The sequence below is a fragment of the Luteimonas yanweni genome (assembly GCF_039548475.1).
In the GTDB taxonomy this organism is placed as follows: domain Bacteria; phylum Pseudomonadota; class Gammaproteobacteria; order Xanthomonadales; family Xanthomonadaceae; genus Luteimonas.
Genome location: NZ_JBCLVC010000006.1, coordinates 39,002 through 65,998, shown reverse-complemented (window position 1 = coordinate 65,998; position 26,997 = coordinate 39,002). Strand labels below are relative to the sequence as shown.

General features: G+C 66.1%; 24 protein-coding genes and 2 tRNA genes. 17 read left to right on the top strand and 9 right to left on the bottom strand.

Annotated features, from left to right (window positions below):
• Nucleotides 1-10 precede the first annotated feature (10 nt).
• Genes WCE39_RS01935 through WCE39_RS01910 form a run of 6 tightly spaced genes read left to right on the top strand, consistent with a single transcriptional unit; the run spans nucleotide 11 to nucleotide 8,492 of the window.
• Nucleotides 11-550: a GspH/FimT family pseudopilin gene (locus WCE39_RS01935; protein WP_343275031.1), complete on the top strand. Its 540-nt coding sequence runs from the start codon at nucleotides 11-13 to the stop codon at nucleotides 548-550.
• Nucleotides 547-1,020 carry a type IV pilus modification protein PilV gene (gene pilV, locus WCE39_RS01930; RefSeq protein ID WP_343275030.1) on the top strand — a complete coding sequence of 158 codons (474 nt, stop codon included), beginning with the start codon at nucleotides 547-549 and terminating at the stop codon, nucleotides 1,018-1,020. Before WCE39_RS01935 ends, pilV begins: the two co-directional genes overlap by 4 nt.
• Complete coding sequence (locus WCE39_RS01925) at nucleotides 1,017-2,249, top strand: PilW family protein (protein ID WP_343275029.1); 1,233 nt, start codon at nucleotides 1,017-1,019, stop codon at nucleotides 2,247-2,249. Before pilV ends, WCE39_RS01925 begins: the two co-directional genes overlap by 4 nt.
• A gap of 14 nt (nucleotides 2,250-2,263) precedes the next feature.
• Nucleotides 2,264-2,722, top strand: a complete 459-nt coding sequence (locus WCE39_RS01920; protein WP_343275028.1) for a pilus assembly PilX family protein — start codon at nucleotides 2,264-2,266, stop codon at nucleotides 2,720-2,722.
• Nucleotides 2,719-8,016, top strand: coding sequence for a PilC/PilY family type IV pilus protein (locus WCE39_RS01915; RefSeq protein ID WP_343275027.1), 5,298 nt, complete (start codon nucleotides 2,719-2,721; stop codon nucleotides 8,014-8,016). The genes WCE39_RS01920 and WCE39_RS01915 overlap by 4 nt, the downstream gene beginning before the upstream one ends.
• A gap of 8 nt (nucleotides 8,017-8,024) precedes the next feature.
• Entirely contained in the window at nucleotides 8,025-8,492 is a 468-nt protein-coding gene (locus WCE39_RS01910; protein ID WP_343275026.1) for a type IV pilin protein, read from the top strand.
• Nucleotides 8,493-8,532: 40 nt separating this feature from the next.
• Here WCE39_RS01910 and WCE39_RS01905 read toward each other — a convergent pair whose 3' ends face one another.
• The gene (locus tag WCE39_RS01905) at nucleotides 8,533-10,221 is read right to left on the bottom strand and encodes an ABC1 kinase family protein (RefSeq protein ID WP_343275025.1); all 1,689 of its coding nucleotides are present in this window, start codon (nucleotides 10,219-10,221) and stop codon (nucleotides 8,533-8,535) included.
• 130 nt (nucleotides 10,222-10,351) lie between these two features.
• On the opposite strand from WCE39_RS01905, the gene WCE39_RS01900 reads away from it, so the two are divergent.
• On the top strand, nucleotides 10,352-10,930 hold the full coding sequence (locus WCE39_RS01900) for a COG4315 family predicted lipoprotein (RefSeq protein ID WP_343275024.1): 579 nt from the start codon (nucleotides 10,352-10,354) through the stop codon (nucleotides 10,928-10,930).
• 34 nt (nucleotides 10,931-10,964) lie between these two features.
• On the opposite strand, the gene WCE39_RS01895 is transcribed toward WCE39_RS01900, so the two are convergent.
• Complete coding sequence (locus WCE39_RS01895) at nucleotides 10,965-11,273, bottom strand: hypothetical protein (RefSeq protein ID WP_343275023.1); 309 nt, start codon at nucleotides 11,271-11,273, stop codon at nucleotides 10,965-10,967.
• 231 nt (nucleotides 11,274-11,504) lie between these two features.
• On the opposite strand from WCE39_RS01895, the gene WCE39_RS01890 reads away from it, so the two are divergent.
• Both WCE39_RS01890 and WCE39_RS01885 read left to right on the top strand, forming a co-directional pair.
• Nucleotides 11,505-11,705 (top strand): hypothetical protein, encoded by a 201-nt coding sequence (locus WCE39_RS01890; RefSeq protein WP_343275022.1) that lies wholly within the window; start codon nucleotides 11,505-11,507, stop codon nucleotides 11,703-11,705.
• Between the two features lie 302 nt (nucleotides 11,706-12,007).
• Entirely contained in the window at nucleotides 12,008-12,931 is a 924-nt protein-coding gene (locus WCE39_RS01885) for a magnesium transporter CorA family protein (RefSeq protein WP_343275021.1), read from the top strand.
• A gap of 76 nt (nucleotides 12,932-13,007) precedes the next feature.
• Here the strand turns inward: WCE39_RS01885 and WCE39_RS01880 are convergent.
• Both WCE39_RS01880 and WCE39_RS01875 read right to left on the bottom strand, forming a co-directional pair.
• Nucleotides 13,008-13,084: transfer RNA gene (locus WCE39_RS01880), tRNA-Asn, on the bottom strand.
• Nucleotides 13,085-13,144: 60 nt separating this feature from the next.
• On the bottom strand, nucleotides 13,145-13,672 hold the full coding sequence (locus tag WCE39_RS01875; RefSeq protein ID WP_343275020.1) for a GspH/FimT family pseudopilin: 528 nt from the start codon (nucleotides 13,670-13,672) through the stop codon (nucleotides 13,145-13,147).
• A 196-nt stretch (nucleotides 13,673-13,868) separates the two neighbouring features.
• On the opposite strand from WCE39_RS01875, the gene uvrB reads away from it, so the two are divergent.
• Both uvrB and WCE39_RS01865 read left to right on the top strand, forming a co-directional pair.
• Complete coding sequence (uvrB, locus tag WCE39_RS01870; protein ID WP_343275019.1) at nucleotides 13,869-15,905, top strand: excinuclease ABC subunit UvrB; 2,037 nt, start codon at nucleotides 13,869-13,871, stop codon at nucleotides 15,903-15,905.
• A 166-nt stretch (nucleotides 15,906-16,071) separates the two neighbouring features.
• Nucleotides 16,072-16,146: transfer RNA gene (locus WCE39_RS01865), tRNA-Val, on the top strand.
• A 112-nt stretch (nucleotides 16,147-16,258) separates the two neighbouring features.
• Here WCE39_RS01865 and WCE39_RS01860 read toward each other — a convergent pair.
• Complete coding sequence (locus WCE39_RS01860; RefSeq protein WP_343275018.1) at nucleotides 16,259-18,361, bottom strand: esterase/lipase family protein; 2,103 nt, start codon at nucleotides 18,359-18,361, stop codon at nucleotides 16,259-16,261.
• On the bottom strand, nucleotides 18,358-19,437 hold the full coding sequence (locus WCE39_RS01855; RefSeq protein ID WP_449283944.1) for an Lnb N-terminal periplasmic domain-containing protein: 1,080 nt from the start codon (nucleotides 19,435-19,437) through the stop codon (nucleotides 18,358-18,360). The genes WCE39_RS01860 and WCE39_RS01855 overlap by 4 nt, the downstream gene beginning before the upstream one ends.
• Nucleotides 19,438-19,605: 168 nt before the next feature.
• Between WCE39_RS01855 and WCE39_RS01850 the strand changes: the two genes are divergently transcribed.
• Together WCE39_RS01850 and WCE39_RS01845 are read left to right on the top strand one after the other, a co-directional pair.
• A complete protein-coding gene (locus WCE39_RS01850) occupies nucleotides 19,606-20,463 on the top strand; it encodes a PA4780 family RIO1-like protein kinase (protein WP_343275017.1) in 858 nt (285 codons plus the stop codon).
• A gap of 77 nt (nucleotides 20,464-20,540) precedes the next feature.
• A complete protein-coding gene (locus WCE39_RS01845) occupies nucleotides 20,541-20,714 on the top strand; it encodes a DUF1328 family protein (RefSeq protein WP_343253768.1) in 174 nt (57 codons plus the stop codon).
• Here WCE39_RS01845 and WCE39_RS01840 read toward each other — a convergent pair.
• Nucleotides 20,707-21,204 carry a hypothetical protein gene (locus WCE39_RS01840; RefSeq protein ID WP_343275016.1) on the bottom strand — a complete coding sequence of 166 codons (498 nt, stop codon included), beginning with the start codon at nucleotides 21,202-21,204 and terminating at the stop codon, nucleotides 20,707-20,709. The two genes, WCE39_RS01845 and WCE39_RS01840, sit on opposite strands and share 8 nt — an antisense overlap.
• A gap of 85 nt (nucleotides 21,205-21,289) precedes the next feature.
• Between WCE39_RS01840 and WCE39_RS01835 the strand changes: the two genes are divergently transcribed.
• The 4 genes from WCE39_RS01835 (at nucleotide 21,290) to WCE39_RS01820 (ending at nucleotide 25,541) form a co-directional block, all read left to right on the top strand.
• A complete protein-coding gene (locus WCE39_RS01835; RefSeq protein WP_343275015.1) occupies nucleotides 21,290-22,990 on the top strand; it encodes a type IV secretory system conjugative DNA transfer family protein in 1,701 nt (566 codons plus the stop codon).
• Nucleotides 22,991-23,072: 82 nt separating this feature from the next.
• Nucleotides 23,073-23,384 (top strand): hypothetical protein, encoded by a 312-nt coding sequence (locus tag WCE39_RS01830; RefSeq protein ID WP_343275014.1) that lies wholly within the window; start codon nucleotides 23,073-23,075, stop codon nucleotides 23,382-23,384.
• 153 nt (nucleotides 23,385-23,537) lie between these two features.
• The gene (gene hutU, locus WCE39_RS01825) at nucleotides 23,538-25,202 is read left to right on the top strand and encodes a urocanate hydratase (protein ID WP_343275013.1); all 1,665 of its coding nucleotides are present in this window, start codon (nucleotides 23,538-23,540) and stop codon (nucleotides 25,200-25,202) included.
• 99 nt (nucleotides 25,203-25,301) lie between these two features.
• Entirely contained in the window at nucleotides 25,302-25,541 is a 240-nt protein-coding gene (locus tag WCE39_RS01820) for a hypothetical protein (RefSeq protein WP_343275012.1), read from the top strand.
• A 21-nt stretch (nucleotides 25,542-25,562) separates the two neighbouring features.
• Here the strand turns inward: WCE39_RS01820 and WCE39_RS01815 are convergent, their stop codons facing one another.
• Together WCE39_RS01815 and WCE39_RS01810 are read right to left on the bottom strand one after the other, a co-directional pair.
• Complete coding sequence (locus tag WCE39_RS01815; protein WP_343275011.1) at nucleotides 25,563-26,171, bottom strand: flavodoxin family protein; 609 nt, start codon at nucleotides 26,169-26,171, stop codon at nucleotides 25,563-25,565.
• Nucleotides 26,172-26,302: 131 nt separating this feature from the next.
• The gene (locus tag WCE39_RS01810) at nucleotides 26,303-26,839 is read right to left on the bottom strand and encodes a hypothetical protein (RefSeq protein WP_343275010.1); all 537 of its coding nucleotides are present in this window, start codon (nucleotides 26,837-26,839) and stop codon (nucleotides 26,303-26,305) included.
• Between the last annotated feature and the right edge of the window lie 158 nt (nucleotides 26,840-26,997).

The following is a 26,997-nucleotide window of genomic DNA, read 5'->3' as shown; positions in this document are numbered from 1 at the left end:
AGGATATGTCGTGAGCAAGCGCTGCAGGGGCGTTACGCTGGTTGAGCTGTTGGTGACGATTGCCATAGTGGCGATTCTGGTCGCCATCGGCTTTCCCAGTTTTCAGTCGTCGCTCCGTTCCAACCGAATGGCAACGACCAATAATGAACTCATCGCCAGCATCTCGCTTACGCGCTCAGAAGCCATGCGCAGCGTCCGGGGTGCCGGTATCTGCGCGAGCGAGGACGGCACCAGTTGCTCAGGTGGATGGTCCGATGGCTGGATCGTCTGGCAGGACTTGGATGGAGGCACCAGCGGGGCGTTTGATGCGGACGACCTCGTGGTCCGTCATGTTGAAGGCAAGGCGGACATCACGGTCGACCTCAGGAACACATCGAACGTCGCATTGACGCAACTTGGCTTCGATACTCGCGGACGGCCACTCGCAGGTAGTACGCCCCTTTCATGGACGTTGACGCCCAGCAACTGTCCCGCGACCGCTCAACTTGTGCGCAACGTGGAGATCACGCTTGCGGGCCAAGCCAAGACGCTGAAGGGGAACTGCCCATGACGGGGTTGGGAATCATCCGGCGTGGCAAACGCGCCCAGCGCGGCTTCTCGATGATCGAGGTACTCATCGCTCTCGTGATCCTGGCCGTGGGGCTGCTGGGACTGGCGCTGTTGCAGACCATGAACCTGCGTTACACCAAGAGCGCGGAGCAGCGCACCAAAGCCATCAACCTCGCCAGCTCGATCCTTGACACCATGCGGACAAACCGCAGCGAACTGGCCGCCTATGCGGTGGGCGAAGGCGGTTTCGATGGCGTGGTCACCATTGGTGGCTGCGCGCGAGACGACGCGTTGACCGCGAGCGGAAACCTGGCGCGCTGGAAGTGCGAGGTGCGCGAGGCGCTGGGTCCGGAGGCCGAAGGTTCGATCACGATCAACAACTCCGCCGTGAGGGTGGAGCTCAGCTGGTCCGAGGACAACCTGCCGTCGCTCGCTGGTGGTGCCGAGATCGTGTTGGAGACCGTGCTATGACTTCTTGCCGACAGCAAGCAGGCGTCACCCTGATCGAACTCATGATCGCACTCGGGATAGGTACATTGCTGATCCTGGGCCTGGTCGAGGTGTTCTCGGCTTCTCGCACGGCGTACCAGCTCTCTTCGGGGCTCGCGCGCTCGCAGGAGAACGGGCGTTTCGCGATCGATTTCCTGCAGCGCGACATGCGGATGGCGGGTCATGCCGGCTGCGTGAACGACCAGGCGCGCTTTCTACCCGAGAACGTCACTCCTTCCAGGCCCGCCCTGGTTTCGACGTTCTTGAGTCCCGCCGATCAGAGCGCAGGGAACTACTCACCCGCCGGCCTCTCGCACGCGCTGCGTTTCGACATGCCGATAGAGGCGTATGAGGCAAATGGGACCAACACAGGCGGCACCTTGGTGCTGCCTGCGGTTCCGGAGGAAGCGGAGAACAGCAGCGAATGGTCCCCGGCGCTGCCGGCTACGCTTTTCTCGTCGCTCAACAAGCCGGTGCCTGGCAGCGACATTCTCGTGCTCCGGACTTTCACCGCAAGCGGGGCCCAAATCACGAGCTTCACGCCCGGGGACCCGGCCACGGTGCGATTCACGGCATCGCACTCGGGGCGCCTGACGGAAGGCGTTCCCGATCCGCGCCTCTTCGCGATTGCCGATTGCATGGGCGCGGCGGTGTTCAAGGGTGACTACACCAGTCTCGCCGCAGGAGAAATTCAAGTGGCTGGCGGCAACGGCAACTTGTCATCGTTGGCCACGCTGCCAGTAGCGACCGGCCAGGCGATGCTCTATCGCGCCGACAGCCTGGTGTACTACGTCGGACTCAATCCCCAGGACGTCCCCTCTCTCTATCGCCTGCGCTATTCGGTCAATGCTACCGGCGGACTGACCAGCATCAACGAAGAACTGGTAGAGGGGATCGAGTCCATGCAACTGCGTTTCGGGCAGGACAGTTTTACCGGGTCGCAAAGGCCGTCGGGCAATATCGGTACCGCCACCACTGCCAACGCGCTCGTCGGGGCGACGTCTGAAGAGGCATGGCGACGGGTGGGCATGGCCCAGATCGGCCTTCTTGCGAGGAGCACCGAACCGGCGGCCGCCGGCCAGCGCCAGGCGTCGGACGTCACCCCTCCTCTTTCGATGCTGGGTCTGACCATTACACCGCCCGACGACACGTTCTATCGAAGCGTCTATGAAGATTCGATCGCGCTTCGAAATCGGCTTTTCGGCAACTGAGCAGGTACTTGAGCATGATCAACCAGTCCCGAAAAGGACAATCCGGCGCGGTGCTCTACGTGGCACTCATCATGCTGATCCTGCTGACGCTGATCGGCATCGTGGCAATGCAGGTTGCGGGCCAGCAGGAGCGGATGGCCGCCAATTACCAAGCGGTCAACCTGGCGTTCCAGAACGCGGAAGGCGTGGCGCGAAGCCAAGAGGCTGACCTCAAGTCGGATGTGGAAGCTCAGCTCCTCCCCGCCACGAACGTTCCGCCAACCGACTGTGTCTCCACGCACGACGCGACGGGATGGACGGGTTCCAGCGCGTACGTGCGCCGGCTTGACCTTTGCTTCTCCTGGGGTGGCATGGACTATCCCAGCGACGAGGCGGAGCGTACCGACCAGATCTACCAGGTAACGGCATTCGCGAAGGATCGCGCGCTGTTGTCGACATCCGAGGCGGTGGTGGACACCGTGTTCATCCCGTGAGCGACACCAAGAAGGCGACGAGCATGAAGCGCAAAACCTTGAAGAGGATCGGGGCCGTGGGATCACTCGCGGTGGTTGGTCTTGCGGCAACTCTTGTCGTGAAATCGGATCCGACCTTCCTGGCCGCCGACAGCCCCGTGCCGGCGCAGGTGCCGCTTTACATGCGTGACTCCGTGCCGCCGCTGAACATGCTGGTCATGGGCAAGGACCACAAGATCTACTACGAGGCCTATAACGACGCGTCGGATCTCGACGGTGACGGCGTGGTGGACGTCGGCTACCGTGGCTGGGAGTTGAAGTCGCCGGCGCCGACCGACGGAAGTTCGGCCTACAAGATCGACTACTACGGCTACTTCGACTCGTATCTTTGCTACATGTGGAACGGCACCGAGTTCCAGCCAACCGGTGGTCGCACCACCAACAAGAGGTGCTCGGGCAACTGGAGCGGTGATTTCCTGAACTACGCCACCATGTCGCGCATGGATGCTTTGCGGCGAGTGCTGTATGGCGGCTACCGCTCCCTCGATACCGAGAACAAGACGGTGCTGCAGGGCGCATTCTTTCCCCAGGATGCCCACAGTTGGGGCAAGGAGTACGCGAGCGTCGACCGCGATGGGTACGACATTCGCGACTACACGCCGTTGCCCTTGCCACCGGCTAATCGCTACCACTTGTTCGCGGTCACAACGCGTTCCGGAAACCTGGCCACCTATCCGGCTTACGAGGCTCCGCGGTTCAGGGTCCTGCGAAACACCACGGCACGGGTGTGGGAATGGGTTGCGAAGGAAGGGCCAGTCGCCAACGACTCCTGCTTCAACAACGGAAGCTGCGGCGTCGGTACTGGCGGGAGTGCGCACCCGGGACATCCAGCAAACCGTGCTGCGTTCGACGCGCTTGAAGTTAACTGGGCACGGCCAGAGTTTTTGATTTCGTCGGGGAATCCAGCGCAGATCGACTGCGGTGCGAACTGCAGCGGTGCGGGCCAGAACGACAACCACATGACCGTGATCGAGGGGGAACTCTACGTCCCCGACAGCCGTAAATTCCAGTTCGCGGTCGATGGTGACGACGCCGTGGACTTTAAGTTGCTGGACGGCACAACAGTCGTGGCGGAGGCGGGTTGGTACAATGGCCACGGCAATTGCGGGGGTTGCGATACGCATTCCAGTGCCGAGGTCAATCTGGTCGGCGGGCGTACGTACCGGATCGTCTTCCGCCACGAGGAGGGTGGTGGCGACGACAACTATGAACTTCGCATGCGGCAAGCCAATAACGGCGGTAACTTCCCCGGTAATAGTTGGGGCGTTGCTCCCGCCGCCGCGGGCAACGATGCCGGGCTGAGGAACCTGACGCGCAAGACTTATACGCTCAGCACCGGCGGGGCCTCGTTCGACGCCGACAAATTCGTGCGCGTGGAGGCCTGTCCGGCCAATGATGCGCACCGTGACTCCGTCTGCAGGACCTATCCGGGCGGCAGCCATAAGCCCACGGGCATCCTGCATGACTACGGCGAGCGGCAGAGGATGTACTTCGGCCTGATCACCGGCAGCCAGGCCAACAACCTGCAAGGCGGCGTCCTGCGCCGCAACATCGAGAACTTCGCCCTTGAAGTGAACGCGACTACCGGGCAGTGGACGAGCGTCAACGGCATCGTCCGTAGTATCGATCGGCTGAGGATGATCGGCGGTGCCTACAACGGCGGCGGTGACAATATCGGCCACAGCAAGAACTGGGGCTGGAACTACTCGGAGGGTGGGCTCGGCGGCAATTGCGAGTCCCAGGGCCACAGGATGATCGACAACGGCGAATGCCGGATGTGGGGCAATCCTATCGCGGAGATGATGTTCGAGGGCGTGCGCTATTTTGCGGGCGCTGCCTCACCTACGTCGGCCTTTTCAAGTGGAGGCAGTACCCAAGGGCAGGCTGAAGATACGCGACTTGGACTTGCGACCCCCACGTGGGTCGACCCCTATCGCGCGAGCCCTGCTGGCGGCGGCTATCCCGCGTGTTCGCGTCCGGTGATGACTGTCATCAGCGACATCAATCCCAGCTACGACGGCGACCTCCCGGGTAGCGCGTTCGCCACCGTTGCAAGCGATAGCGCGCTCCCTGGTTTCAACGCAGCCAATCTCGGACAGGAGATCTGGAACAACGAACTCGGCGGAACGCGCAACGTGTTCATCGGCGACGTTAATGGGGTCACCGATGGCGTGCCGACGGCCAAGGCGGCCTCGAGCTTCGGCAACATCCGCGGCCTGTCGCCGGAAGAGCCGACCAAGGGCGGCACCTACTATGCGGCCTCTGTCGCCCGCTATGCGGCATGGAACAACCTGAATCCACTGTCCGATTATCCGAACATGACGACCTTCGCGGTTGCTTTGGCTTCGCCTCTGCCGCGCATGGAGATTCCGGTGGATGGCAGGACCGTGGAGCTGCTTCCGTTCGCGATGACCGTGAGCGGTACGTTCGGCGGTGAAACTAGAAAGCCCGTCAATACGATCGTCGACTTCTTTGTTGAAGAGATCGTCAACTTCCCAGGCGGTGCGATCAATATCAGCGAGAACGGGGGTCGTCCCCACGCCGTGTTCCGCATCAATTACGAAGATGTCGAACAGGGCAACGACCACGACATGGACGCGATCGTGCGCTACACGATCACCGCCAATTCCAACGGCACCGTCACGGTCAATCTGGATTCCGAATATGCAGCGGGTAGCGCGAACCAGAACATCGGCTACGTGATCTCGGGAACCACCAAGGATGGTGTCTACCTGGAGGTGCGTGACAGGGACAACACTAACAAGAGCTCATCCGCTTATGCGCTGAACACCCCTTCGGGCGTCTGGGCCGGAGGGTGCATTGGCCAGACAGGCTCGTCACCTTGCAATGCCGGACTCGACTTCAACTCGACGCGAGTGTTCGAACCCGGAAGCGCCGGTGTGGGTGAACGGCTCAGGGACCCGCTCTGGTACGCGGCGAAATACGGCACGCCCAAGCTCGAGCCCGCCGCGGCCGCTGAGCCGGAGAACTACTTCCTGGTCACCAATCCGCTGAATATGCGCGCGCAGCTGTCGAAGGCGTTCGACCTGGCTGAGGACACGGGTCTTGATCCGGGCAGCCAGAACATGAGCGGCGCTCGTGTCGGTGGCGGTGGGGCTTCCTTCACCTTGCAGCCCACGTTCCGGCGCGATCGCAATGGCAAGGATTGGACCGGCAACATCACCGCGTATGGCGTCAACACAGACGCCACGCTCGACACTCCGGCATTGTGGAACGCGGCGGGCGGTATCCCGGCTTACGGCTCGCGCTCGATCTACACCATCCACACCATCGGGTCAGGGGTGGCGGGAAGCATCCAGAAGTCCGAGTTCAGCGCCCTGCCTGGAGACGAGGACGCGAAGCTTCGCATGCTCGGCATCAATCCGCTGAACGTCGCCTCCCGGTTCGGAGGCAACTATTCATCAGCAGACTTCATCGAGTACATCGCAGGGTCCAAGGAGAACGAGCACGGGCAGGGCGGAACTCTTCGCGAACGCAGTTCCGTGCTGGGAAGCATCATCAACTCCGAACCGATCATCAGCTCGCCCCGGTCGAACTTCGGCTATGCGATGCATTCGAACAGCATGTTCTCGGGCTATGAAACCTTCTTGACCGCCAAGCGGACGGCTGACAACACGCATGTTTACTTCGGTGCGAACGATGGCATGTTGCACGCGTTCGATGCAGGGACCGAGCCTTGCCCGAGCCAGCTCAACCGGACCTGCGCGGCACCGGGTGCCGGACAGGAAGAGTTCGCGTTCATTCCTAACGGACTACTGAACTCTCCGGGAGGCCTGGGCAATAAATTGGGCGACCTTGCATTGCCGGATGATCACTTCAACCACCACTATTACGTGGATGGTCAGCTCGCCATCAGCGATGCCAGAGATGGGACCGTCTGGAAGACGTTGCTTGCAGGCACCACCGGTGCCGGCGGACGGTCGATCTTCATGCTCGACGTCAGCGACCCCGGCAACTTCGCGGCATCCCATGTGCTTTGGGAGCGCAATGACAAGGTGGATCAGGATATCGGCTACCTGCAAGGCAAGCCGCTTATTGTTCCGCTCGAGAACGGGAGCTGGGGTGTTCTCTTCGGTAATGGCTTTGGCGGGAATCGAAGCGACCCGTCCCTGTATATCCTCGACGCGTTCACCGGTAACCTGATCAAGAAGATCACGGCCGACGACGGTGCGCAGGCCAGCGAATCCACTTCCGTAACGGACTGGATTTGTGAGACGACGTTCATCTGCGCCCGGAGGGAGCAGCCGTTCAATGGGCTAGGCCAGATTACCGCGATCGACAAGAACGGCGATGGTCGGGTGGACACGGTCTATGGCGCGGATTTGCAGGGCAACCTGTGGAAGTTCAACCTGTCCGGTTCCAACACGACCGCCTGGAAGGTGGCCTTCAGCGGTGAGCCGCTGTTCACCGCCGAGGTGGATGGGGAGCGGCAGCCCATCACGGGCGGAATCCGCGTTTCAGCCGGGCCTGGCGCTGGTGTCATGGTGTTCTTTGGTACCGGGCGCTATCAGTACCAGCCCGACAACACGGTTCCGGAGAATCCGCAGTTGCAGTCGCTGTATGGAATCCACGACAACGGAACCTACTTCGGAGCTACATACGCCGAAGGCAGCCCCGTTGCCTCCGTGGGGGACAACGGTGGTCGTGACTCGCTGGGCAAGCAATCGATCACGAGTCAGGCGACCGCAGAGGGCCAGACATATCGCAACCTGTCACGCAACGTGGTCGCCTATTACGGCGCGAATGCACGACGTGGCTGGTATCTCGATCTGGCCCTCGAAACAAGTTCGGACGGTGGGGTCAGCATTGATGCGCGTGGTGAGAGGTTCATCGCGACGCCGCGAATCCAGAGTGGACGGGTATTCCTCACCTCCTATACGCCACTCGACGACAGCTGCAGCCCGGGCGGAGTGAATTTCGTCTATGGCCTAGATCTGTTGTCGGGCGCGGGTGCGCTTTCAGACGTCAAACTGCTGGGAAGTGACGAGCCTGCATGCACCGGCGGCGCATGTGGTGCAGTGGCGATCGGAGAGCAAAGCGCTTCCGGCGCGCCTGCGACCCAGCCGCCTGTGACGGCTACATCCGCGGTTGCGATCAACCCTGTGCGCAAGGTCGATCCCACCTGTACTGGCGCGAGTTGCGCGACGTTCGAGCAGTGCGAGGTTGTGATCTACCCAGGTGCGTTCGTCCTGCCCCGGCCTTGCGGTCGGCAGTCCTGGCGTCAATTGAGGTGACAGGTGCTATGTCGAAGCAACATCTGGTGGGATGCAGGGAAGCAGCGCTTGTCCTGCCACGCGGGCAGCGCGGCTTCACTCTGATCGAGCTGATGGTGGTGGTGGCCGTGGTTGCCATCCTTGCGGCGATCGCGTTGCCTTCTTATCACGAGGCAGTGCGGAAGGGTCGGCGAGGGCAAGCTAAGGGCGATCTGGTCGAGGTCGGGCAGTTGGCGGAGCGCTACAGGACCGTCAACAACACCTATGACGGATTCGTGCTTGCGAGCACCTCATCCCCGGCAACGGGCACGGCGTACTACGCGCTGTCCGTGGAGGTTGCCGAGGATGGGTCAACCTTCGAGGCGACTGCCACGCCATTGGCGGGCTCCGCGCAGGAAGAAGATCGCTGTGGGGTGTTGACCATCAATCAAGCAGGCACGCGCTGGCACGAAAAGGGCACCGAGACCCAATGTGCGTTTGGAACGGTTGCCCCATGAGTTGACGTGCCTGGGTGGAAAGGCCGGAGGTGCACCCATGCTAGGGACGTGGGCCGCTCTCGTCCCGTACCTTCGGTCGCCGGTCACTTAAGAGCACGCTCAGCACAATTCCGAACCCCAGCGCGGAAGCCAGCAGGAACATGGCCATCGCCACCGCCGGATAGCCGAAAAGCGTTGGTCCGGCCACGTCACCCCGCATCAGCATTGCGCTGGCCAGGATCAGCGCAGCAACGATGACGCCTGCCGCCACGCGGTTTGCGATTTTCTGCAAGTTCTCCGTCAGACGGGACTCCTGCAGCCCCACCATACGAACCTGCAGCTTGTTCTCGGATACCAGTGACAGGATCGTAGAAAGCTTGCGTGGCGCTTCCTGCAGCAGGTTCTGCAATTCGATCGCGTCGCCGGCCAGCCGCGCCGGCGAGAACGCCTGCCGCACGCGCTGCTGCATCAGCGCCTGTAGGTGGCCCTCCACCACGCGCTTGACGTCAAGTTCCGGCGTCAGCGCATTGCACACGCCTTCCAGGTTCAGCAGGGTCTTGCCCAGCATGTGAAGTTCGGGAGGAGAGCGCAGTCCGCAAGCCACGCTCAGTCGCGCCAGCTCCATCATCAAGCGGCCTTCCGACAGCGCCTGCGAGCTGCCATGTGCGGCATAGCGCGCAACCAGATGACTCACCTCGCGCACGTAGCGGACTTCGTCGAAGTCTTCGAGCCGGATCGACATCACGATGGTCTCGTCCGCCACCTCTTCACCGCGCCCGTCGATCGCCGAGAACAGCAGCTTCAGAAGATGCTCGCGCTGCCTCGGCGGTACGTGCGCGACCATGCCGAGGTCGAAGATCGCGAGCCGCTCGTCTTCCGTCACCAGCATGTTGCCGGGGTGCGGGTCGGCGTGGATCTCGCCGTGCACGAAGACCTGGTCAAGATAGCCGCGCATCAGTGCGGCGGTGAGCGCTGCGTAATCGTGCTCGGTACGGCGAAGGCCGCTGAGTGCGGTGACCTTGGTGCCGCGAATCAGTTCCATGGTCAGCACGCGGCGGGTGCTCAGGTCGCGCAGCGGGGCGGGCACCAGCAGTTCCGGGTAGTCGGCCAGGCGTTCGCGGAACCGTTCGAGGTTGTCGGCTTCAAGGTGGTAGTCGAGTTCGGCCAGCAGGGTCTTGCGGAATTCGTCGACCCAGTCGGAGAAGCGCAGGCGGCGGCCGATGCGGGTGCTGGCGTCGGCGCGGCGCGCAATGCCGGCAAGGGTGTCGAGGTCGGAGCGGATGTCGAGGTCCACGCCCGGTCGCTGCACTTTCACAGCGACCTCGCGGCCGTCGTTGAGCACGGCACGGTGCACCTGCGCCAGCGAGGCGGAGCCCAGCGGCACGTCGTCGAACTCGCGGAAGAGCTTGCCCAGACGCACGCCCAGTTCGGCCTCGATCAGCTCGCGGATCGCGGCAGCGGGTACCGGCAGGACGTCGTCCTGCATGCGTTCCAGTGCGACGAGATACGGCGCAGGCACCATGTCCGGACGGGTTGAAAGCGACTGGCCGATCTTGATGAATGTCGGCCCCAGGCCCTCAAGGTCGTCGACGAATGCCTCCGGTCCGGTGGCCTCGTCCTTGGAGGGCACCACCTCTGCGTCCAGATCGGCGATGTCCACGTCGGCACCGCCGAACAGGCCGGCACCGCGATGCTTCAACACGAACCGCAAGACCTGCGCGCCGCGCGCCATGCTGCTGTTTCCGGCCATGGACCCCTCCTTGAATGGGGCCAAGGTAGCGGGGGCGATGTCAAGGTGGCCTGAGGGCCGCAGGGGCCTGTTCACGCACCTCGTACGGACCGCGTTCTAGTGTCGACGCCTACCCCTTCGGAGGCACGCCATGAGTCGCCATACGATGATGTTTGCGTTGTGCGTCGGCGCCCTGGCCCTCGCGGGCTGCAACGATCGCAGCGACATGCGCACCGATGCGGGCGAGGCGCGAAGCCAGGCGGAGGACGGACGCATGCCGCAGGAGTCGCTGCCCGCGGAGCAGGGCCGTCCCACCGGCACACCTGCGCCGATCCAGGGCTCCGGGATGCAGGCGGGCGCCGGCAACGAGAATGCGACATTGGCGATGTCCGGCTCGCCGTCCTCGCACCTGGTGGATGGCGCTGGCAGTGCGGTCTATGTGCTGGCCGGCAATACCGATGGCAGCAAATGCGACGCGGTCTGCGAGGAGGTCTGGCCGCCGGTCATGGCGCACGACGTGCAGCCCACGGGAGCCGCAGGAGTGGAGTCGGCGCGGATCGGCACCCTTGAGCGCGAAGGCCGCATCCATGTGACCTATGGTGGCGAGCCGCTGTATCGCTATTCGGGCGATGCCGGAGTGGGCCGCACCAGCGGTGCGGGTGTGGATGACCAGTGGGGAAAATGGTCGCTGGTGGGCCTGGACGGCCAGGCGTTGCCCGATCCCCGGTAGGGCAACGCATCAGTGGTGCAAGTGCGTCATCAGTTTAGTCGCCTGCATCGTTCTTGTCCGGCCCTTCATTGCCGCTCCAGCGTTCGCTGCGCTCATCGCGGTCGTCCCTGCGCCATCGGCTGCGGTCCGAAGCTTCTTGTTCGGCGGGCGAGTGCCGGTCTATGCGTTCGCCTGCGGCGCGGCCGGCATGGTCGCCGCGCCCCGGGCCACGCTCCGCGTAGCCGCTGTGGTCCTGGTCTTGGTCGAGATCCCGGGCCGCGTCCGGATGGGTCTCCGGCTCGGCATCGGCAGCGGTTGGAACACTGCTGCGCGCGTCTTGTGCATCTTCGGGTCGTCTGGGCATGTCGTATCTCCTGCGTATGGCGAAGTTATCGTGCGCCGGGATACGCAACGTGAAACCTCAAAGCGCTTGGCTTTCGACGTGAGCGCGTGCGCGCCTTCGCGAAATGCGCATTCAGGCGACTGCCTGGCGGAGTCATCAATGTGATTTCCGTCGAACGAATTGTCGACATCGGATTGACGATGGAGCGCGGATGATCGATTCACCGGCATCGGCCGGCATGGAGTCAAGATCATGGGTAACCAGGACCAGCGTAATCAGCAGGGCGGCCAGCAGCAGGGCGGCCAGCAGCAGGGCCAAGGCCAGCAGGGACAGCAGGGCAAGCAGGATCAGCAGGGACAGGGCCAGCAGGGGCAACAAGGCAAGCAGGATCAGCAGGGACAGGGGCAGCAGGGCCGCGAAGGCCAGCCGCGCGACCAGGAACCGCGTCGCTGATCGCACCGATGTGAGCTGACGGGAGTCTCGTAACGAGACTCCCTTTTTTTGCGCGCCTTCCGGACGTTGGTTTCTTCACGGGTTCACGTCGTGTTCGCGTGGAAAACCATGAAATCCCCGGGTATTGCCGGCACGAGAAATTCGATGGACCCGACGCGCACTTCCGGAAGAGAGCGACACTGCAGCACCTGCTTCGAGCCCCTGGTGCCGGCCGTCGCGCGCCGGGGCCTGTAGTGAGCGGGACAACGCCGCAGGAACCATGTCGCGCGAGATTGTTCCTCCCGGACGCATCCGTTCGCGAAGTGGCTTGCAACGCACTCGGATCGGCCTGTCCCGGCGAGAACGCCGACGCCATGCTGTGGGTCGACGTACTGCGCGCGGACGAGTCCACGCTGCGGCAGGTGTGGGCGGAATGCCGACTGCCAAAGGCTGCTCTCGACAGTCTCGATGCCGAGCCCGCGCCCAGGCTTGAGCGGTTCGGTGAACACTTCCTGGTCTGCGCGATCGCAGTTGTCGACGATGACCTCGACGGCGCGCAGGGTGCACCGCTGACGCTCGTCGCGGGCGACAACATCGTGATCAGCGTGCATGACGGCCCTATCGGTTTCATCGACGACCTCATGAGCCGCGAAGCGGTGGCGTCGCACATCGGCAGGCTGGGCGCGGACAGCTTCGTCGCTGCGCTGCTGGACTGGCAGCTGTCCACCTATTTCGACGCGGTGAGCGCGTTCGAGGCCGGTCTCGACGAATTGGAGGAGGACATCCTTGCCGAGAACGCAAAGTCCTGCCTGCCCGAACTCCGGCGCCTGAGGAAGTCGGCGTCGCTGCTGCGGAAGATGCTGGCGCCCCACCGGGCGGTGTTCGGCGCGCTGTCGCGTCCGGACTTCCGCCATGACGACCGGCCGGAGGCCGAGCGGCACTTCGCAGCGCTGGACACGCGATTCGAGCGCGCCATGGACATCGTGGAAAACGCCCGCGACCTGGTCGTCGGCAGCTTCGAACTTTTCACCAGCCAGACCGCGCTGCGCACCGACAGCTCGATGCGCGTGCTCACCTTCGTCACCGTGATCACCGGACTGCTGGCCACGGTGGCCGGGATACTGGGCATGAACTTCAAGGCGGACTTTTTCGGATCCGGTGACGCCGGCTTCCTGCTCGCCGTCGGCGGCATGCTGCTGTTCGGCGGAGGTTCGCTGGTGCTGGCACGAGCACGCGACTGGCTGTAGCGGGTAGCCGGAACCGGCCGGGTGGGCCAGACAAAGAAAAAGGGCCTGCGGATTGCTCCACAAGCCCTTGAATTCTTGGCGCCCGAAGTTGGACTCGAACCAACGACCCCCTGATTAACAGTCAAGTGCTCTAACCAGCTGAGCTATTCGGGCGGGGACGCACATTTTAGTGCTTGTTCCGGCCGGGTCAAGGAGGGAAACACCGAACCCTGCTCAGGGACACCCCGTTTCCTGCCGTATCCGCTCGCTGCGCACCCTCCCCAGGCGATTCACCACCACCTTTCCGCGCAGCAGTCCGCGGGCGCAGGCGTTCACGCTCAGGTTGCTGTGGGCGGCCATGCCGTTGGCCTGGTAGCGCAGCCAGGGGCGCGTGGAGGTGAGGCGGAGCCGTTCCGCGCCGCCAGCGGGGGCGTCGGTCGCACGCAGGATGTCGCCCGGGACGTCCGGTTGGCGGTTGCCATCCGGATCCCGGAACACCAGCCAGCCACGGCTCCAGTCCTGGTCACCAGCGCAGCCGGTGTCCGCGCGGCCAGGACAGACCACGATCTGCTCGCGGCGCATGATCGCGCTGCTGCGTGCGGTGGCCATGTCGGCGGTGAGCAGATGCAGGCTGGTCGCCAGGCGCTGGCGCTCCAGCGTGCTGCTGAATGCCGGCAGGCCGATGGTGAGGGTGATGGCGGCGATGGCCACCACCACCATCGCCTCGATCAGGGTGAACCCGCGCGAATGGTGCCTGGGCATGTCCAGCCTCCTTGCCGGTCATGTCTGTCTGGGGGACCCACGCTAGGCCGTACGCCCGGCCACGGCTGTCGGCGCCCAGCGCCGGCCGGCGTCGGGAAAGCGCGGAGGAAGGCGTCCGCGCAGGCGCAGGTGGAACCGCGCCGGCGCGTCAGCCCGCGTTCGCGGACCGTTCGCGCCGCCCACCTACAATGGCCGGATGAGAGCAGCCGCACACACGCCTTTCCAGCTCGTCTCCCCCTACCAGCCCGCCGGTGACCAGCCCCAGGCCATCGCGCGCCTGATCCAGGGCTTCGAGAACGGCCTTGCCCAGCAGACCCTGCTCGGCGTGACCGGGTCGGGCAAGACCTACACCATCGCCAACGTGGTCGAGGCGGTGCAGAAGCCGACCATCGTGATGGCGCCCAACAAGACCCTGGCGGCGCAGCTCTACGGCGAGTTCAAGTCCTTCTTTCCGCACAATGCGGTCGAGTACTTCGTCAGCTACTACGATTATTACCAGCCCGAGGCCTACATCCCGTCGTCCGATACGTTCATCGACAAGGACAGCGCGATGAACGAGCACATCGAACAGATGCGGCTGTCGGCGACCAAGGCGCTTCTGTCGCGGCCGGACGCGCTGATCGTGGCCACGGTGTCGGCGATCTACGGCCTGGGAGATCCGGAGGACTATCTCAAGCTGCGCCTGATCCTCGCCCGCGGCGAGCGCATCGAGCAGCGCGCGCTGATCCGCCACCTCACCGAGCTGCAGTACACGCGCAATGACACCGAACTCCGCCGCGGCACCTATCGCGTGCGCGGCGAGGTGATCGACGTGCACCCCGCGGAATCGGAGGCCGAAGCGCTGCGCATCGAGCTGTTCGACGGGGAGGTCGACAACCTGGCGCTGTTCGACCCGCTGACGGGCGAGGTGCAGCGCAAGGTGCCGCGCTTCACCGTGTATCCGAAGACCCACTACGCCAGTACCCGCGAGAGCGTGCTCAACGCCATCGAGACCATCAAGGTCGAGCTCAAGGAGCGGCTGGAATACCTGTACGCGAACAACAAGCTGGTCGAGGCGCAGCGCCTGGAGCAGCGCACGCGCTTCGACATCGAGATGATGGCCGAGGTCGGCTTCTGCAACGGCATCGAGAACTATTCCAGGCACATGACGCGGCGCGAGCCCGGCGCGCCGCCGCCGACGCTGTTCGACTACCTGCCGCCCGACGCGCTGCTGGTGGTGGACGAGTCGCACGTGACCGTGCCGCAGATCGGTGGGATGTACCGCGGCGATCGCGCGCGCAAGGAAACATTGGTGGAATTCGGCTTCCGCCTGCCATCGGCGCTGGACAACCGGCCACTGCGCTTCGAAGAGTGGGAGGAGCGCGCGCCGCGCAAGATCTTCGTTTCGGCCACGCCCGGAAAGTATGAACTCGAGCATTCGGGCGACGAGATCGTGGAGCTGGTCGTGCGCCCCACCGGCCTGATCGATCCCGAGGTCGAGATCCGGCCGGTCGCGACCCAGGTCGACGACGTGCTGGGCGAGATCAACCAGCGGGTGAAGATGGGCGATCGCGTGCTGATCACCACGCTCACCAAGCGCATGGCCGAGAACCTCACCGAATACCTCGGCGAGCACGACGTGCGCGTGCGCTACCTGCACTCCGACATCGACACGGTTGAGCGGGTGGAGATCATCCGCGACCTGCGCCTGGGCAAGTTCGACGTGCTGGTCGGCATCAACCTGCTGCGCGAGGGCCTGGACATGCCCGAGGTGTCGCTGGTGGCGATCCTGGACGCCGACAAGGAGGGTTTCCTGCGCTCCACCGGCTCGCTGATCCAGACCATCGGCCGCGCGGCGCGCAACCTGCGCGGCAAGGCGATCCTGTACGCCGACAAGGTCACCGATTCGATGAAGCGCGCGATCGAGGAAACCGACCGCCGCCGCGCCAGGCAGGTCGAATACAACACCGAGCACGGCATCACCCCGCGTTCGGTGGCGCGGCCGATCATGGACATCATGGAGGGCGCGCGCAGCGAGGCCTCGGAGGCCCGTGGGAGCCGTGGCAAGGGCGTCCGCAAGGTGGCCGAGGCGGCGGACGACTACGCCAGGCTGGATCCGGCCAAGGCCGCGGCCCGGCTCAAGGCGCTGGAGCAGCAGATGTACCAGCACGCCCGCGACCTCGAGTTCGAGGAGGCCGCCGCCGTCCGGGACCGGATCCACCAGCTCAAGGAGGCCATGCTGGCCGTCCGCTAGGGCTGGACATGCATGAACTACGCGGCATAGCCGAGCGTCGCGTGGGAGCGGCCATGGCCGCGATCGGTCCCGCCGACAGTCCCGGTCGGGGGCATGGCGCCCCCACGGGGCGGATGCGCCCGGGCTTGCCGTGGGCCGGGGCAGCGGCTAGAATTCCCGTCCCTTCGGGCGGTTAGCTCAGTGGTAGAGCATTACCTTGACATGGTAGGGGTCGGGGGTTCGAAACCCTCACCGCCCACCACTTAAGACCCCTGTTAACGGGATTAAGTGACGAAGGAACGAAACCCGGCCATTGCGCCGGGTTTTTCGTGTCCGTTGCAAGGCGACGGAACGGCCTGATGTCAAAGGCGGGCTCAGTCGCCGCCGGCATCCCGCGCGCCGGCAATTTCGCTGATATCCCGATGCAGGATCCGCCTGATCTCCAGGATCGCAGGCGCGGATTCCTGGATGCTGTGCCCGCCAATGATCACTTTCTCCGACAGCGCGCCGGGCAGGTGCGCGCTGGGGTAGGGCACCAGTCCGTCATCGGACGCCTCGAGCGGCACGGCCGGGTCGGCCTGCGCGATGATGCTGTGGTACCGCACCCCGGGCGATATCGGCAGGTCGGCGGCGGCGCGGACGAAGGGGTCGTTTTCACTGAGGTTTTCGATGCTGTTGGGCAGTGCGATCGGCTCCGCCGTTCCGTCGTCCCCGACCAGGAGTTCGCCCATCTCCTCCAGCACCGTCAGCGGCAGCCGGACCAGCTTCCCGAGTAGGCGCCCCAGCCGGTTCCCGGCCACCTTCGTGCCGCGATGCGGAGAGGCGATGAACACCACGCGCCCCACGCTCGGCAGCGGTTCGAAGCGCAGCATCCTGTCCAGTCTCGGGCCGATGCGCTCCATGCGGCCATCATCCAGCTCGTAGTTCTCGTGCACCCACGTCCACAGCTGGTCGTCGGCGGATGACACCAGCAGCCGCGACAGCACGCCGCCCATGCTGTGACCGATCAATACCGTGCCATGCGAGGCGCGCGCGCTGCCTTCGGGATCGAAGTGCCGCATCGCGTCGGTGATGATGCGGCGGATCGCGGACTGGTTGAGGACCAGCGGCATGTTGGTGGGGTAGTAGACCTGCCAGATCTGGAATTCGCGGCGCAGCACGTCGTCGCCGAGCACCTCGTTGGCAACGTTCACCCAGGCCTCGGGGCTGCTTGCCAGGCCGTGGATCATCAGCAGGATCCGGCGGTCGGGGTCGTAGGGCTGCATCAGATAGAGATGCGGACGGGTGATGCCCTGTTCACGGCCGAACAGGGTCTGCAGCGACTGCCTGTTGAAGCCGGAGCGGGCCAGCCACAGGCCGTAGCCGGCGCTGTAGTTGGCTGAAAGGGGGACGCGCAGGCCGTGCAGGTCGATCGCGTCTTCGACGTATGGATCGTGGCCGCTGATGAGCAGTTCGCGCGTCGACAGCACGCTCGCAAGATCGTCCCCCGGGAAGCGGATCAGCAGGGTCAGCGTCGGCGAGGGCATCTCGCTGAAAGGACGTGGCCGGTCGTTGCGCCGATGGTCGGGTCGGTCGCCGCGCCTGCGCTCGCCGGAGGCCGGTTCGGTGGACAGTGGTTGCGCGGCCGCGGAGGTCACCGGATCGTCACCCATCACCGCGACCACCTCGGCGCCAAAGCCGTCACGCCTGTAGATGCTGTGCAGCCCTGCGAAGGAAATCGACGACGCGGGCACCAGCTCCCTTGGCAGATCCACCCCTTCGGGCATGCGCATGCCGGACATGTCGGTCCTGATCGTCCAGCCGGCGATCGACAGCGCGGGGCCGGCATCAACGTCAGCGCGACGTCCCGCATCGGTGGCGGTGCGGCTGCCTGCGGCACCGTCTGTCGCGGCATTGTCCTCGGGCAATACCTGCCAGCGCTCGAACAGGCCCGACGCCGCCTGCTGCACGGCGTAGTTGTAGTAGTCGCGCACCTGGGTCTGGCGATCCTCGAACGCGCGCTCGCCGGGAGCACGCTCGCTGAAGAACAGGTAGGCGTAGGCGTGGCGCGCGGCTTCCAGCCAGGCGTCGATCTGGGCGTCGGCGGCGGGCACCTGGCCCGCCGGCGTCAGCGCGATGGCCTGCTGCGTCCAGAGTTCGGCCAGCGACGCCAGGCGGCGCTCGTCGGTCAGGCCCTGCACCTGTGCCAGCGCGGCCATGCAGGCGGGCGCGGGCGGCTCCAGGCAGGCGTTGTCGTCGAGCCCGGCCACGCGAAGGGTCGCCTGGCTGGCCGGGCTGAGTTCATCGGTGGTGAGGATGTCGCTGCGCTTGAGGGCGATGTACTCGCCCGGGCCCAGCTGCTCGGCCTCCACGCGCGGCGCGAACTCCTTCAGGATCGCGCAGCCGCCCAGCAGCAGTAGGCAGCCGGCCAATGCGAGCGCGCGGGCCGCACCGTGCGCGCGCCCTGTCATGGTGGTCGAGGCCTGCACGGCGGTCATTGCGCCAACTCCGCCGCCGTGACGCCGGGCACCTGCTGCCGGATGGCCCGCGAGAACGCCTGCGCATCCGGCGCATCCGCCGGCACGCGCAGCGCACGCGGGTTGATGTACCCACGCGCCTCCAGCTCGGCGAAGTCATGGCCAGGCACCAGCGCCCCCTGGTCGTGGACGTAGCGGGCGAAGTGTCCCGACAGCAGCAGGCGATAGTCCATGGGAAGTCCCGGGGCGATGTGGCGTGCGATCTCGAAAATGATGGTCGTGCAGTTGCTGGTCAGCGAATTGTAGAAGGCGGGGCGACGCTGCAGTTCATCCGCCTTGGCGACATAGCCGAGGAACATCGAGCGCAGCGCTTCGCGCGGCACGTCCAGCCGATACAGGTACACATCCTCGCCGCGTGCGTTGCTGCGCGTGCGCACGATATCGCGCTCGTCGGCGGCCACCAGCACCTGCTCGAACCTGCGGAAGAAGCCGCCCAGCGCGGAGAACGATTCGTGGCGCTCCTTGCGTATTTCCAGCGAGAACACCACCCGGCTGCCGTCCTCGAAGCCGAAAGAGACCAGGGTGTGGGCAATGTGCGGTCCCATCCAGTACGACATCACCAGGTCCGCGCTGGCCAGACCAGCGAGGTCGTAGCGCCGCGTTTCCCAGTGCGGCGTGTAGTCCTCTTCGGTGCGCCATTCGAAATTGCGCACGTTGTGCAGCACCACAGTATTGCCATGCACCTCGGCTTCGAGCAGCCGCGCGACGTCATCGGCCCAGTCGCGATCGCGGGAGGGCGCGAGGCTTGCCCACCAGGCGAGTAGCCCCGCCAGTCCCAGGGCGAACGCCGCCAGCAGCAGGCCGCGGGCGGGGCGCAGGCGCCGGCCCGCGAGCGAGGCGATGGCCGCGATTCCGAGCAGCGACCAGGCGGCGATCACGATGCCACGCAATATCCCGGGCCCCGGCAGCTGATAGACCAGCAGGAGGGCGCCCCAGCCCATGGCCGCGGCCATGGCCACGGCCAGCAGCGACCTGCCGGTGCGTGTCAGCCAGGGGCGGCGCTGGCGCGCGGATGCGCGGAAGGCGTGTTCGGGCATCGGAACCACGGGCCGGAGAGAGGGCGGAAGGGTACCTTGCCGCGCGGGAAGGGGCTGCAGCGGGCCTGTCGGCACCGCCGATCATGGCCTGGCCGGCCGCGTCGGAGTGGCGCCCGGGCCCCGCGCATGATTGACTGCGCGGTCATTCAAACGAGATTCCTGCGCGTCATGAAGACCCCGGGTGGCCTGCAAGCGCTGATCGACGACGGCGTGATCGACGAAGTGATGCGGCCGCTGAAAAGCGGCAAGGAGGCCGCGGTGTACGTGGTCCGCTCCGGCGACGACGTCCGCTGCGCGAAGGTCTACAAGGACATGGCGCACCGCAGCTTCCAGCAGCGCGTGCAATACCAGGAGGGGCGCAAGGTTCGCGGCAGCCGCGAGGCGCGCGCGATCGGCAAGGCCACGAAATACGGCCGCAGGCAGCAGGAAGCGGAGTGGAAGAACACCGAGGTCGATGCGCTGTACACGCTGCGCGATGCCGGCGTGCGCGTGCCCGAGCCGCACGGCTACTTCCACGGCGTGCTGGTGATGGAGCTGGTGGTCGACGCCGACGGCCATTCCGCGCCGCGACTGGGCGAGGTGGAGCTGTCGCCTGACCAGGCCCGCGGCTATCACCGCTTCCTGGTGCGCCAGGTGGTGAAGATGCTCTGCGCGGGCCTGATCCATGGCGACCTGTCGGAGTACAACGTGCTGGTGGCGCCCGACGGCCCGGTGATCATCGACTTCCCCCAAGTGGTGGACGCAGCCGGCAACAACGCGGCGCGCGCGATGCTGCTGCGCGACGTCAACAACCTCACCGCAAGCCTGGGCGCGTTCGCACCCGAGCTCCTCGACACCTGGTATGGCGAGGAGATGTGGGCGCTGTTCGAGGCCGGCGAGCTGCGGCCCGACAGCGAACTCACCGGCGTGTTCGTCCATGACGAATCGGTGCCCGACATCGACGGCGTGCGCGACGCCATCAACGACGCGCGCGAGGAAGCGCTGATCCGCCAGCAGGGACGGGAGGCGGCCGAAGCGCAGGAGTGAGCGGCTTCACGGTGGTCACACCACGCCTTGCCTAGCCTCGTCGCAAGCCCCCCATCCGCGGGCGGACGGAGCAAGACATGATCAAGTGGGCCATCATTTTCGCCGTCATCGGCCTCATCGCCGGCGCGCTCGGCTTCGGCGGTGCGGCGGGCGCGGCCATGGGCATCGCCAAGTTCCTGTTCTTCGCGGCGATCATCATCGCCGTGATCCTGTTCGTCCTGGGCATGACCATCTACAAGAAGGTCACCTGACCTCGGATGCGGCGACCTCGCGCACGAAGCAGGCCCGGTAGCTGCCGATGTCGGGCAGTCCGATGCCATGGGGATCACCGGCCACGTACAGGGTGACATGGGGAACACCGCAGTCCAGGGTGTTGGAGCTGGCCTGCGCCAGCTCGTGCCGGAACGCGGCGAAGGCGGGCGCCTGCAGGTGCTCGATCAGCGACCAGGCCTTCAGCGGGCCGTTCCATTCGTCCTTGGTCTTGTGCAAGAGGGCGTAGCGCCCGGTACCGCGGGGGCGCCAGTGGAGGGATTCGAACAGCGCGCGGATGCGCGCCTCCCCCATGCTGGTGCGCAGCGCAGCGCCGGCGTCGCGGCCCAGCAAGGTCATGTGCAGTTCGCGCTTGCGTTCGAGCACATGGCCGTCCAGGCGCAGGCGCAGCGGCGAGCCGGTCGGCAGCAGCGGCAGCGGATCAAGCGGTAGCGCCAGGCTGCCGTCTTCGCGGAATCCGGGCCACTCCATCGCTGCGACTCCTCGGCAGGGGACCTGGCATCGAGCTTACGCTAAGCTTTCGTCAGCCAGGTTCGGCGACACCACGGAAGGTGACATGGACAGGATCAGGATGACGCTGGCACTCGCGTGCCTGTGCGCGGCATTGGCCGCCGGTGTGTGGCTTTCGGGTGTGCTGGTGCTGCAGCTGCTGGGCACCGGCGGTGCGGGCGCCGGGTGGGATACCTACTTCCGCTACCTGCGCGCCATCGACCACCCAAGGGTGGCGCCGCATGCCGGCCGGATCCACCTCGCGGGCGGGCTCGGCATGGGCCTGCCGCTCCTGCTGGCGGGCGGTCCGCTGTTCCTGCTGCTGCGGCCGTCGCGACGGTCGACGTATGGCCGGGCGCGCTTCGCCAATGCCTTCGAACTCGCGCGTCGTGGCCTGTTCACCCGGTCCGGCCACGGCATCGTCGTCGGCCGCCGGTTCGGGCGCCTGCTGCGCCTGGACGGGCAGCAGTCGGTGCTGCTGGCGGCGCCCACGCGTTCGGGCAAGGGCGTCGGCGTGGTGGTGCCGAACCTGCTGGACTACCGCGGCTCGGTGGTGGTGCTCGACATCAAGCAGGAGAACTTCGCGCTTACCAGCGGCTGGCGCGCGGCGCAGGGGCAGGCCGTGTACCTGTTCAATCCGTTCGCCGAGGACCGCCGGACGCATCGCTGGAATCCGCTGTCGTACGCCTCGACCGAAGCCGCGCAGCGCGTGTCCGACCTGCAGGGCATCGCCAACCTGTTGTACCCCGATGCCGGGGCCGAGCAGAAGTTCTGGACCAGTCAGGCGCGCAGCGCGTTCATGGCGTTCGCGCTGTATCTTTTCGACCACTACGAGGCGCAGCGGCGCGATGGCGTGCCGGAGGCGCTGCAGCTGTTCCCGACCATCGGCCACGTGTTCCGGCTGTCCTCGGCGGAGGGCGTGCCTGCGCGGCAGCACCTGCAGGACCTGGCTGCGCGGCCGTTCCTGGGCGGGCACGCGCGGCGCGCCTTCGGCAACCTGCTGTCGCAGGCCGACGAAACCTTCGCCTCGATCCTCGGCAGCTTCCGCGAACCACTCAATCCCTGGATCGACCCGGTGCTGGACGCCGCGACCAGCGGCAACGACTTCCTGCTGGACGACCTGCGGCGCCGGCCGATGACGATCTACGTCGGCGTGCAGCCGCATCGCCTGGCCGAGGCGCGCCCGCTGCTCAACCTGTTCTTCAGCCAGCTGGTCAACCTCAACACGCGGACCCTGCCGCAGGACGATCCCGCGCTGCGCCACCCCTGCCTGCTGCTGATGGACGAGTTCACGGCGCTCGGGCGCGTCGACATCATCGCCACCGCCATGGCCTACATGGCCGGCTACAACCTGCGCCTGCTGCCGGTGGTGCAGAGCATGGCGCAGCTCGACGCGGTCTATGGCAAGGACGTGGCGCGCGCGATCGTCACCAACCACGCCATGCAGGTGGTGTTCGCGCCGCGCGAACAACAGGATGCCAACGACTATTCCGAGATGCTCGGCTACACCACGCTGCGCCGCCGCAACCTGACGCGCGGCCGCCGCCGCCGCGACGTCAGCCGCAGCGAGAGCGATGAGCGGCGCGCGCTGATGCTGCCCCAGGAACTCAAGGCGATGGGTCCGGAGCGCGAGATCCTGTTCTGTGAAGGCCTCGCGCATCCGGTCCGCTGCAGCAAGATCCGCTACTACGCGGACGGCCGCTACCGCGCGCGGCTGTTGCCGCCGGCCGGGGTGCCGACGATGTCCACAAGCCTGACGACGCCGTGAACACGGGTGCGCCCGGGCGTGGGCGCGCCCCGGCACGCGGCGTATCGTTGCAGGCTGCGTTCCCAGCAAGTCGAGGTGCCCCATGAAGATTGTCTTCCTCACCGCCGCGTTCGCCGCGATGGCTGTTGCCGCGGTGCCCGTCGTCGTCCACGCCCAGGACGAGCCCGAAGAGGCCGCGCGTTCGCGGGCCAAGGACGCCCGCAAGGTCGACGACCGCTTCTGCATCGAGCAGACCGGCTCGCGGATCACCGCGGCGCGCAACGCGCGATCGAAGTCCGACCAGAAGGAATGCGTGGCCGCGGGCGGCCGTGTGTACACCCGCGAGGATATCGAGCGCTCCGGATCGGTCGACCTGCAGGATGCCCTGCGTCGGCTGGATCCTTCGCTGCGCTGAGGTTCACGCACGCGACATCCGGACGCCCGGCACGCGCCGGGCGTCCTCGGTTTGGAAGCCCAGCGTTGGCTTCCGCGGCGCCCGGCTCCGTGCCGGGCGTCTTCTTTCCGGGCGATGCGATAATCCGGCGTCCAGTCCACCCCGGAGCCGCCGATGTCCACGCGCCACGATCCTTCCCGCACCGTCCGCGCGCCGCGCGGCACGGCGCTCAGCTGCCGCTCGTGGCTGACCGAAGCGCCGTACCGGATGATCCAGAACAACCTGGATCCGGACGTGGCCGAGCGGCCGGAGGACCTCGTGGTGTACGGCGGCATCGGCCGCGCCGCGCGCGACTGGGAGAGCTATGACGCGATCCTGGAATCGCTGCGCAACCTGGGCGACGACGAGACCCTGCTGGTGCAGTCCGGCAAGCCGGTCGGCATCTTCCCGACGCATGCCGATGCGCCGCGGGTGCTGATCGCCAACTCCAACCTGGTGCCGGCCTGGGCCAACTGGGAGCACTTCAACGAGCTCGATCGCAAGGGCCTGATGATGTACGGGCAGATGACTGCCGGCTCGTGGATCTACATCGGCAGCCAGGGCATCGTGCAGGGCACCTACGAAACCTTCGTGGAGATGGGGCGCCAGCACTACGGAGGCAGCCTCAAGGGCCGCTGGATCCTGACGGCGGGCCTGGGCGGCATGGGCGGCGCGCAGCCGCTGGCGGCGTCGCTGGCCGGCGCCAGTTCGCTGACCATCGAGTGTCGCCAGGCGAGCATCGATTTCCGCCTGCGCACGCGCTACGTCGACGAGCAGGCGAGCGGCATCGACGACGCACTGGCGCGGATCGCGAAGTACACGGCCTCCGGCGAGGCGAAGTCGATCGCACTGCTGGGCAACGCTGCCGAGATCCTGCCCGAGCTGGTGAAGCGCGGCGTGCGCCCGGACTGCGTCACCGACCAGACCAGCGCGCATGATCCGGTGCACGGCTACCTGCCGGTCGGCTGGACGGTGGAGCAGTGGCTGGCGGAGCAGGAGGCGAACCCGGAGAAGGTGCGTGACGCCGCCAAGCAATCCATGCGCGTGCACGTGGAGGCGATGCTGGCCTTCCACGCCCAGGGCATCCCGACGGTCGACTACGGCAACAACATCCGCCAGATGGCGAAGGACGAGGGCTGCGCGAACGCCTTCGACTTCCCGGGCTTCGTGCCGGCCTACGTGCGCCCGCTGTTCTGTCGTGGGGTCGGCCCGTTCCGCTGGGTGGCGCTGTCCGGAGACCCGGAAGACATCTACAAAACCGATGCCAAGGTCAAGGAGCTGATCCCCGATGATGAGCACCTGCACAACTGGCTGGACATGGCGCGCGAGCGCATCGAATTCCAGGGCCTGCCGGCACGCATCTGCTGGGTCGGCCTGGGCCAGCGCCACCGCCTGGGCCTGGCCTTCAACGAGATGGTCCGCAACGGCGAGCTGAAGGCGCCGGTGGTGATCGGCCGCGACCACCTGGACAGCGGCAGCGTGGCCTCGCCCAACCGCGAAACCGAGGCGATGCAGGATGGCAGCGACGCCGTCAGCGACTGGCCGCTGCTCAACGCCATGCTGAACGTGGCCGGCGGCGCGACCTGGGTCAGCCTGCACCACGGCGGCGGCGTCGGCATGGGGTATTCGCAGCACAGCGGCGTGGTCATCGTCTGCGACGGCAGCGAGGCGGCGGACCGCCGGCTGGCGCGGGTGCTGTGGAACGACCCCGGTACCGGCGTGATGCGCCATGCCGACGCCGGCTACGAGATCGCGAAGCGGTGCGCGAAAGAGCAGGGCCTGAAGCTGCCGATGTCCTGACTGCCACAGTCACACTTCGCGCCTGGCAGGCGTCCCTGTCCATGAGCGCGGATTCCGCGGCTTGCGCCCCTTTCCCCAGATCCGAACGGAGTACCAGTGATGAGCGGACAAGGTTCCACCGGCAACGTCATCGCCGCCATCTGCAGTCTCTTTATCCCCGGTCTCGGCCAGCTGGTGCAGGGGCGCGTGGTTTCGGCGGTCCTGTGGTTCGTCGCCGGTTGCATCGCCGGTGGCGTGACCTGGCTGCTGACGTTAACGCTGTTCCCGTTCGGCTGGTTCTTGGTCAGCCTGTTTTCGTGCATCAGCGCCGCGGTGTACCGGCGACCCTTCGCCCACTAGCGTGCCCGCCGCACGAATGCGTCATCCGACGCCGGGATAGCACTCCGCCTTCAGTAGCCGCGCCAGGTGCGCGGCATTGCTCGCCGCCATCTCCACGCTTTGCGTGACCTTTTCCGGCACCTCCGGCAGGTCCTTGAAATCGGTTTTCTGCATCGCTTCGCCCACCCAGTAGGCGCCGCCTGACGCGGGAATGGTGAAGCCGACATCGGCCAGCGCCTGGTAGAGCTCGGCGGTGACGTGGTGGGCGCCGTCCTCGTTGCCGACCACGCCGACCACGGCCACCTTGCCGAAGGTCGGGAAGCGGCCGCGGTCGTCGCCTTCACCGAGGAAGGCATTCATGCGTTCCAGCACGCGCTTGACGACGCTGGAAGGCTGCCCCAGCCAGATGGGCGTGGCGAGCACGACGATGTCGGCCTCCATCACCTTGCCGCGCAGGCCGGGCCAGGCATCGCCGTCGCCTTCATCCACGCTGACGCCCGGCTTCACGTCGTGATCGGCGACGCGGGTGCTGGTCGAGGTCACATCGTGTTTGCCCAGGGCCTGCAGCAGCAGGTCCAGCATCTTCTGCGTGGAAGATTCGCCGGGCGAGGATTTGAGGGTGCAGTTGAGGCCGAAAGCGCGCAGTGCCATGGGAGGCTCCGGGTGGACGGGGAGCGGCCCATCCTGGCAGCCATGGGGTGCAGAGCATGTCGCCGGCGGGTCGACTGGCGCAAGTCCGAGCCGTTGCGCCGGTTCGGCGGCAACGGCCCGTGCCTTCGCGGTCAGCTGTTCGGGTCGTCGAACAGGGTCCGATAGTTCTCGAGCGCAGCGTGCATGTCGGCGACCGCCGCGGCGTCGGCCGGGTTCTCCTGCAGCGCCTGGGTGCCGGCCATCAGCCGCGCCAGGATCGCGTGCAGGGCGATGTCGGGTTCGGTGGGCAGGCTGCAGTTGGCGAACATGTATTCGACCGCGTCGTCGACGTCCGCGGCCCGGGCGATCACGGTGGCTTCGTCCGGACGGGCCTCAAGGCCGGCGACCGCGGTGCGGACGCGCGACATGCCTTCGATCAGGGGCGCATCCGGGGCCCAGGGCTCGTGGTTGTCGGGCACCGGGAAGTCGACGCCAAGGGCGGCCGCGGCTGCGTGTGCGTGGTCGGCATCATGTGCTGCGTCGTGCGCGTCGTCTTCCGCATGTGCGACCTGCTCGATGGCGCCGGCGTCCGCGGCGTTGGCGGCCGGGGTGCTGTCCTGGGCGCAGCCGGCCATGGCGGCGATCGCCAGCGTGAGCGCGAGGGCGAGGGGAATCTGCTTCAGGTTCATGGGATCTCCTGGTGGGCGATGACTGCCTGGATGTCACATCCGAGCGTTCGAGAGGACATCTTAGGAGCGGCGCTCGAAGCGGGCCATGACCCGGGTCAAGCCTGCCGGCGCCCGGTACGGAGCGGCATCACGGCAACGCATGGCTTTGCAGGTAGCCG

What these genes read in the sequence shown, in the direction of transcription:
- pilV (WP_343275030.1), top strand. Translation starts at nt 547, where the DNA reads ATGACGGGGTTGGGAATCATCCGGCGTGGCAAACGCGCCCAGCGCGGC.
- WCE39_RS01925 (WP_343275029.1), top strand. Translation starts at nt 1,017, where the DNA reads ATGACTTCTTGCCGACAGCAAGCAGGCGTCACCCTGATCGAACTCATG.
- WCE39_RS01920 (WP_343275028.1), top strand. Translation starts at nt 2,264, where the DNA reads ATGATCAACCAGTCCCGAAAAGGACAATCCGGCGCGGTGCTCTACGTG.
- WCE39_RS01910 (WP_343275026.1), top strand. Translation starts at nt 8,025, where the DNA reads ATGTCGAAGCAACATCTGGTGGGATGCAGGGAAGCAGCGCTTGTCCTG.
- WCE39_RS01905 (WP_343275025.1), bottom strand. Translation starts at nt 10,221, where the DNA reads ATGGCCGGAAACAGCAGCATGGCGCGCGGCGCGCAGGTCTTGCGGTTC.
- WCE39_RS01900 (WP_343275024.1), top strand. Translation starts at nt 10,352, where the DNA reads ATGAGTCGCCATACGATGATGTTTGCGTTGTGCGTCGGCGCCCTGGCC.
- WCE39_RS01895 (WP_343275023.1), bottom strand. Translation starts at nt 11,273, where the DNA reads ATGCCCAGACGACCCGAAGATGCACAAGACGCGCGCAGCAGTGTTCCA.
- WCE39_RS01890 (WP_343275022.1), top strand. Translation starts at nt 11,505, where the DNA reads ATGGGTAACCAGGACCAGCGTAATCAGCAGGGCGGCCAGCAGCAGGGC.
- WCE39_RS01875 (WP_343275020.1), bottom strand. Translation starts at nt 13,672, where the DNA reads ATGCCCAGGCACCATTCGCGCGGGTTCACCCTGATCGAGGCGATGGTG.
- uvrB (WP_343275019.1), top strand. Translation starts at nt 13,869, where the DNA reads ATGAGAGCAGCCGCACACACGCCTTTCCAGCTCGTCTCCCCCTACCAG.
- WCE39_RS01860 (WP_343275018.1), bottom strand. Translation starts at nt 18,361, where the DNA reads ATGACCGCCGTGCAGGCCTCGACCACCATGACAGGGCGCGCGCACGGT.
- WCE39_RS01855 (WP_449283944.1), bottom strand. Translation starts at nt 19,437, where the DNA reads ATGCCCGAACACGCCTTCCGCGCATCCGCGCGCCAGCGCCGCCCCTGG.
- WCE39_RS01850 (WP_343275017.1), top strand. Translation starts at nt 19,606, where the DNA reads ATGAAGACCCCGGGTGGCCTGCAAGCGCTGATCGACGACGGCGTGATC.
- WCE39_RS01845 (WP_343253768.1), top strand. Translation starts at nt 20,541, where the DNA reads ATGATCAAGTGGGCCATCATTTTCGCCGTCATCGGCCTCATCGCCGGC.
- WCE39_RS01840 (WP_343275016.1), bottom strand. Translation starts at nt 21,204, where the DNA reads ATGGAGTGGCCCGGATTCCGCGAAGACGGCAGCCTGGCGCTACCGCTT.
- WCE39_RS01835 (WP_343275015.1), top strand. Translation starts at nt 21,290, where the DNA reads ATGGACAGGATCAGGATGACGCTGGCACTCGCGTGCCTGTGCGCGGCA.
- WCE39_RS01830 (WP_343275014.1), top strand. Translation starts at nt 23,073, where the DNA reads ATGAAGATTGTCTTCCTCACCGCCGCGTTCGCCGCGATGGCTGTTGCC.
- hutU (WP_343275013.1), top strand. Translation starts at nt 23,538, where the DNA reads ATGTCCACGCGCCACGATCCTTCCCGCACCGTCCGCGCGCCGCGCGGC.
- WCE39_RS01820 (WP_343275012.1), top strand. Translation starts at nt 25,302, where the DNA reads ATGAGCGGACAAGGTTCCACCGGCAACGTCATCGCCGCCATCTGCAGT.
- WCE39_RS01815 (WP_343275011.1), bottom strand. Translation starts at nt 26,171, where the DNA reads ATGGCACTGCGCGCTTTCGGCCTCAACTGCACCCTCAAATCCTCGCCC.
- WCE39_RS01810 (WP_343275010.1), bottom strand. Translation starts at nt 26,839, where the DNA reads ATGAACCTGAAGCAGATTCCCCTCGCCCTCGCGCTCACGCTGGCGATC.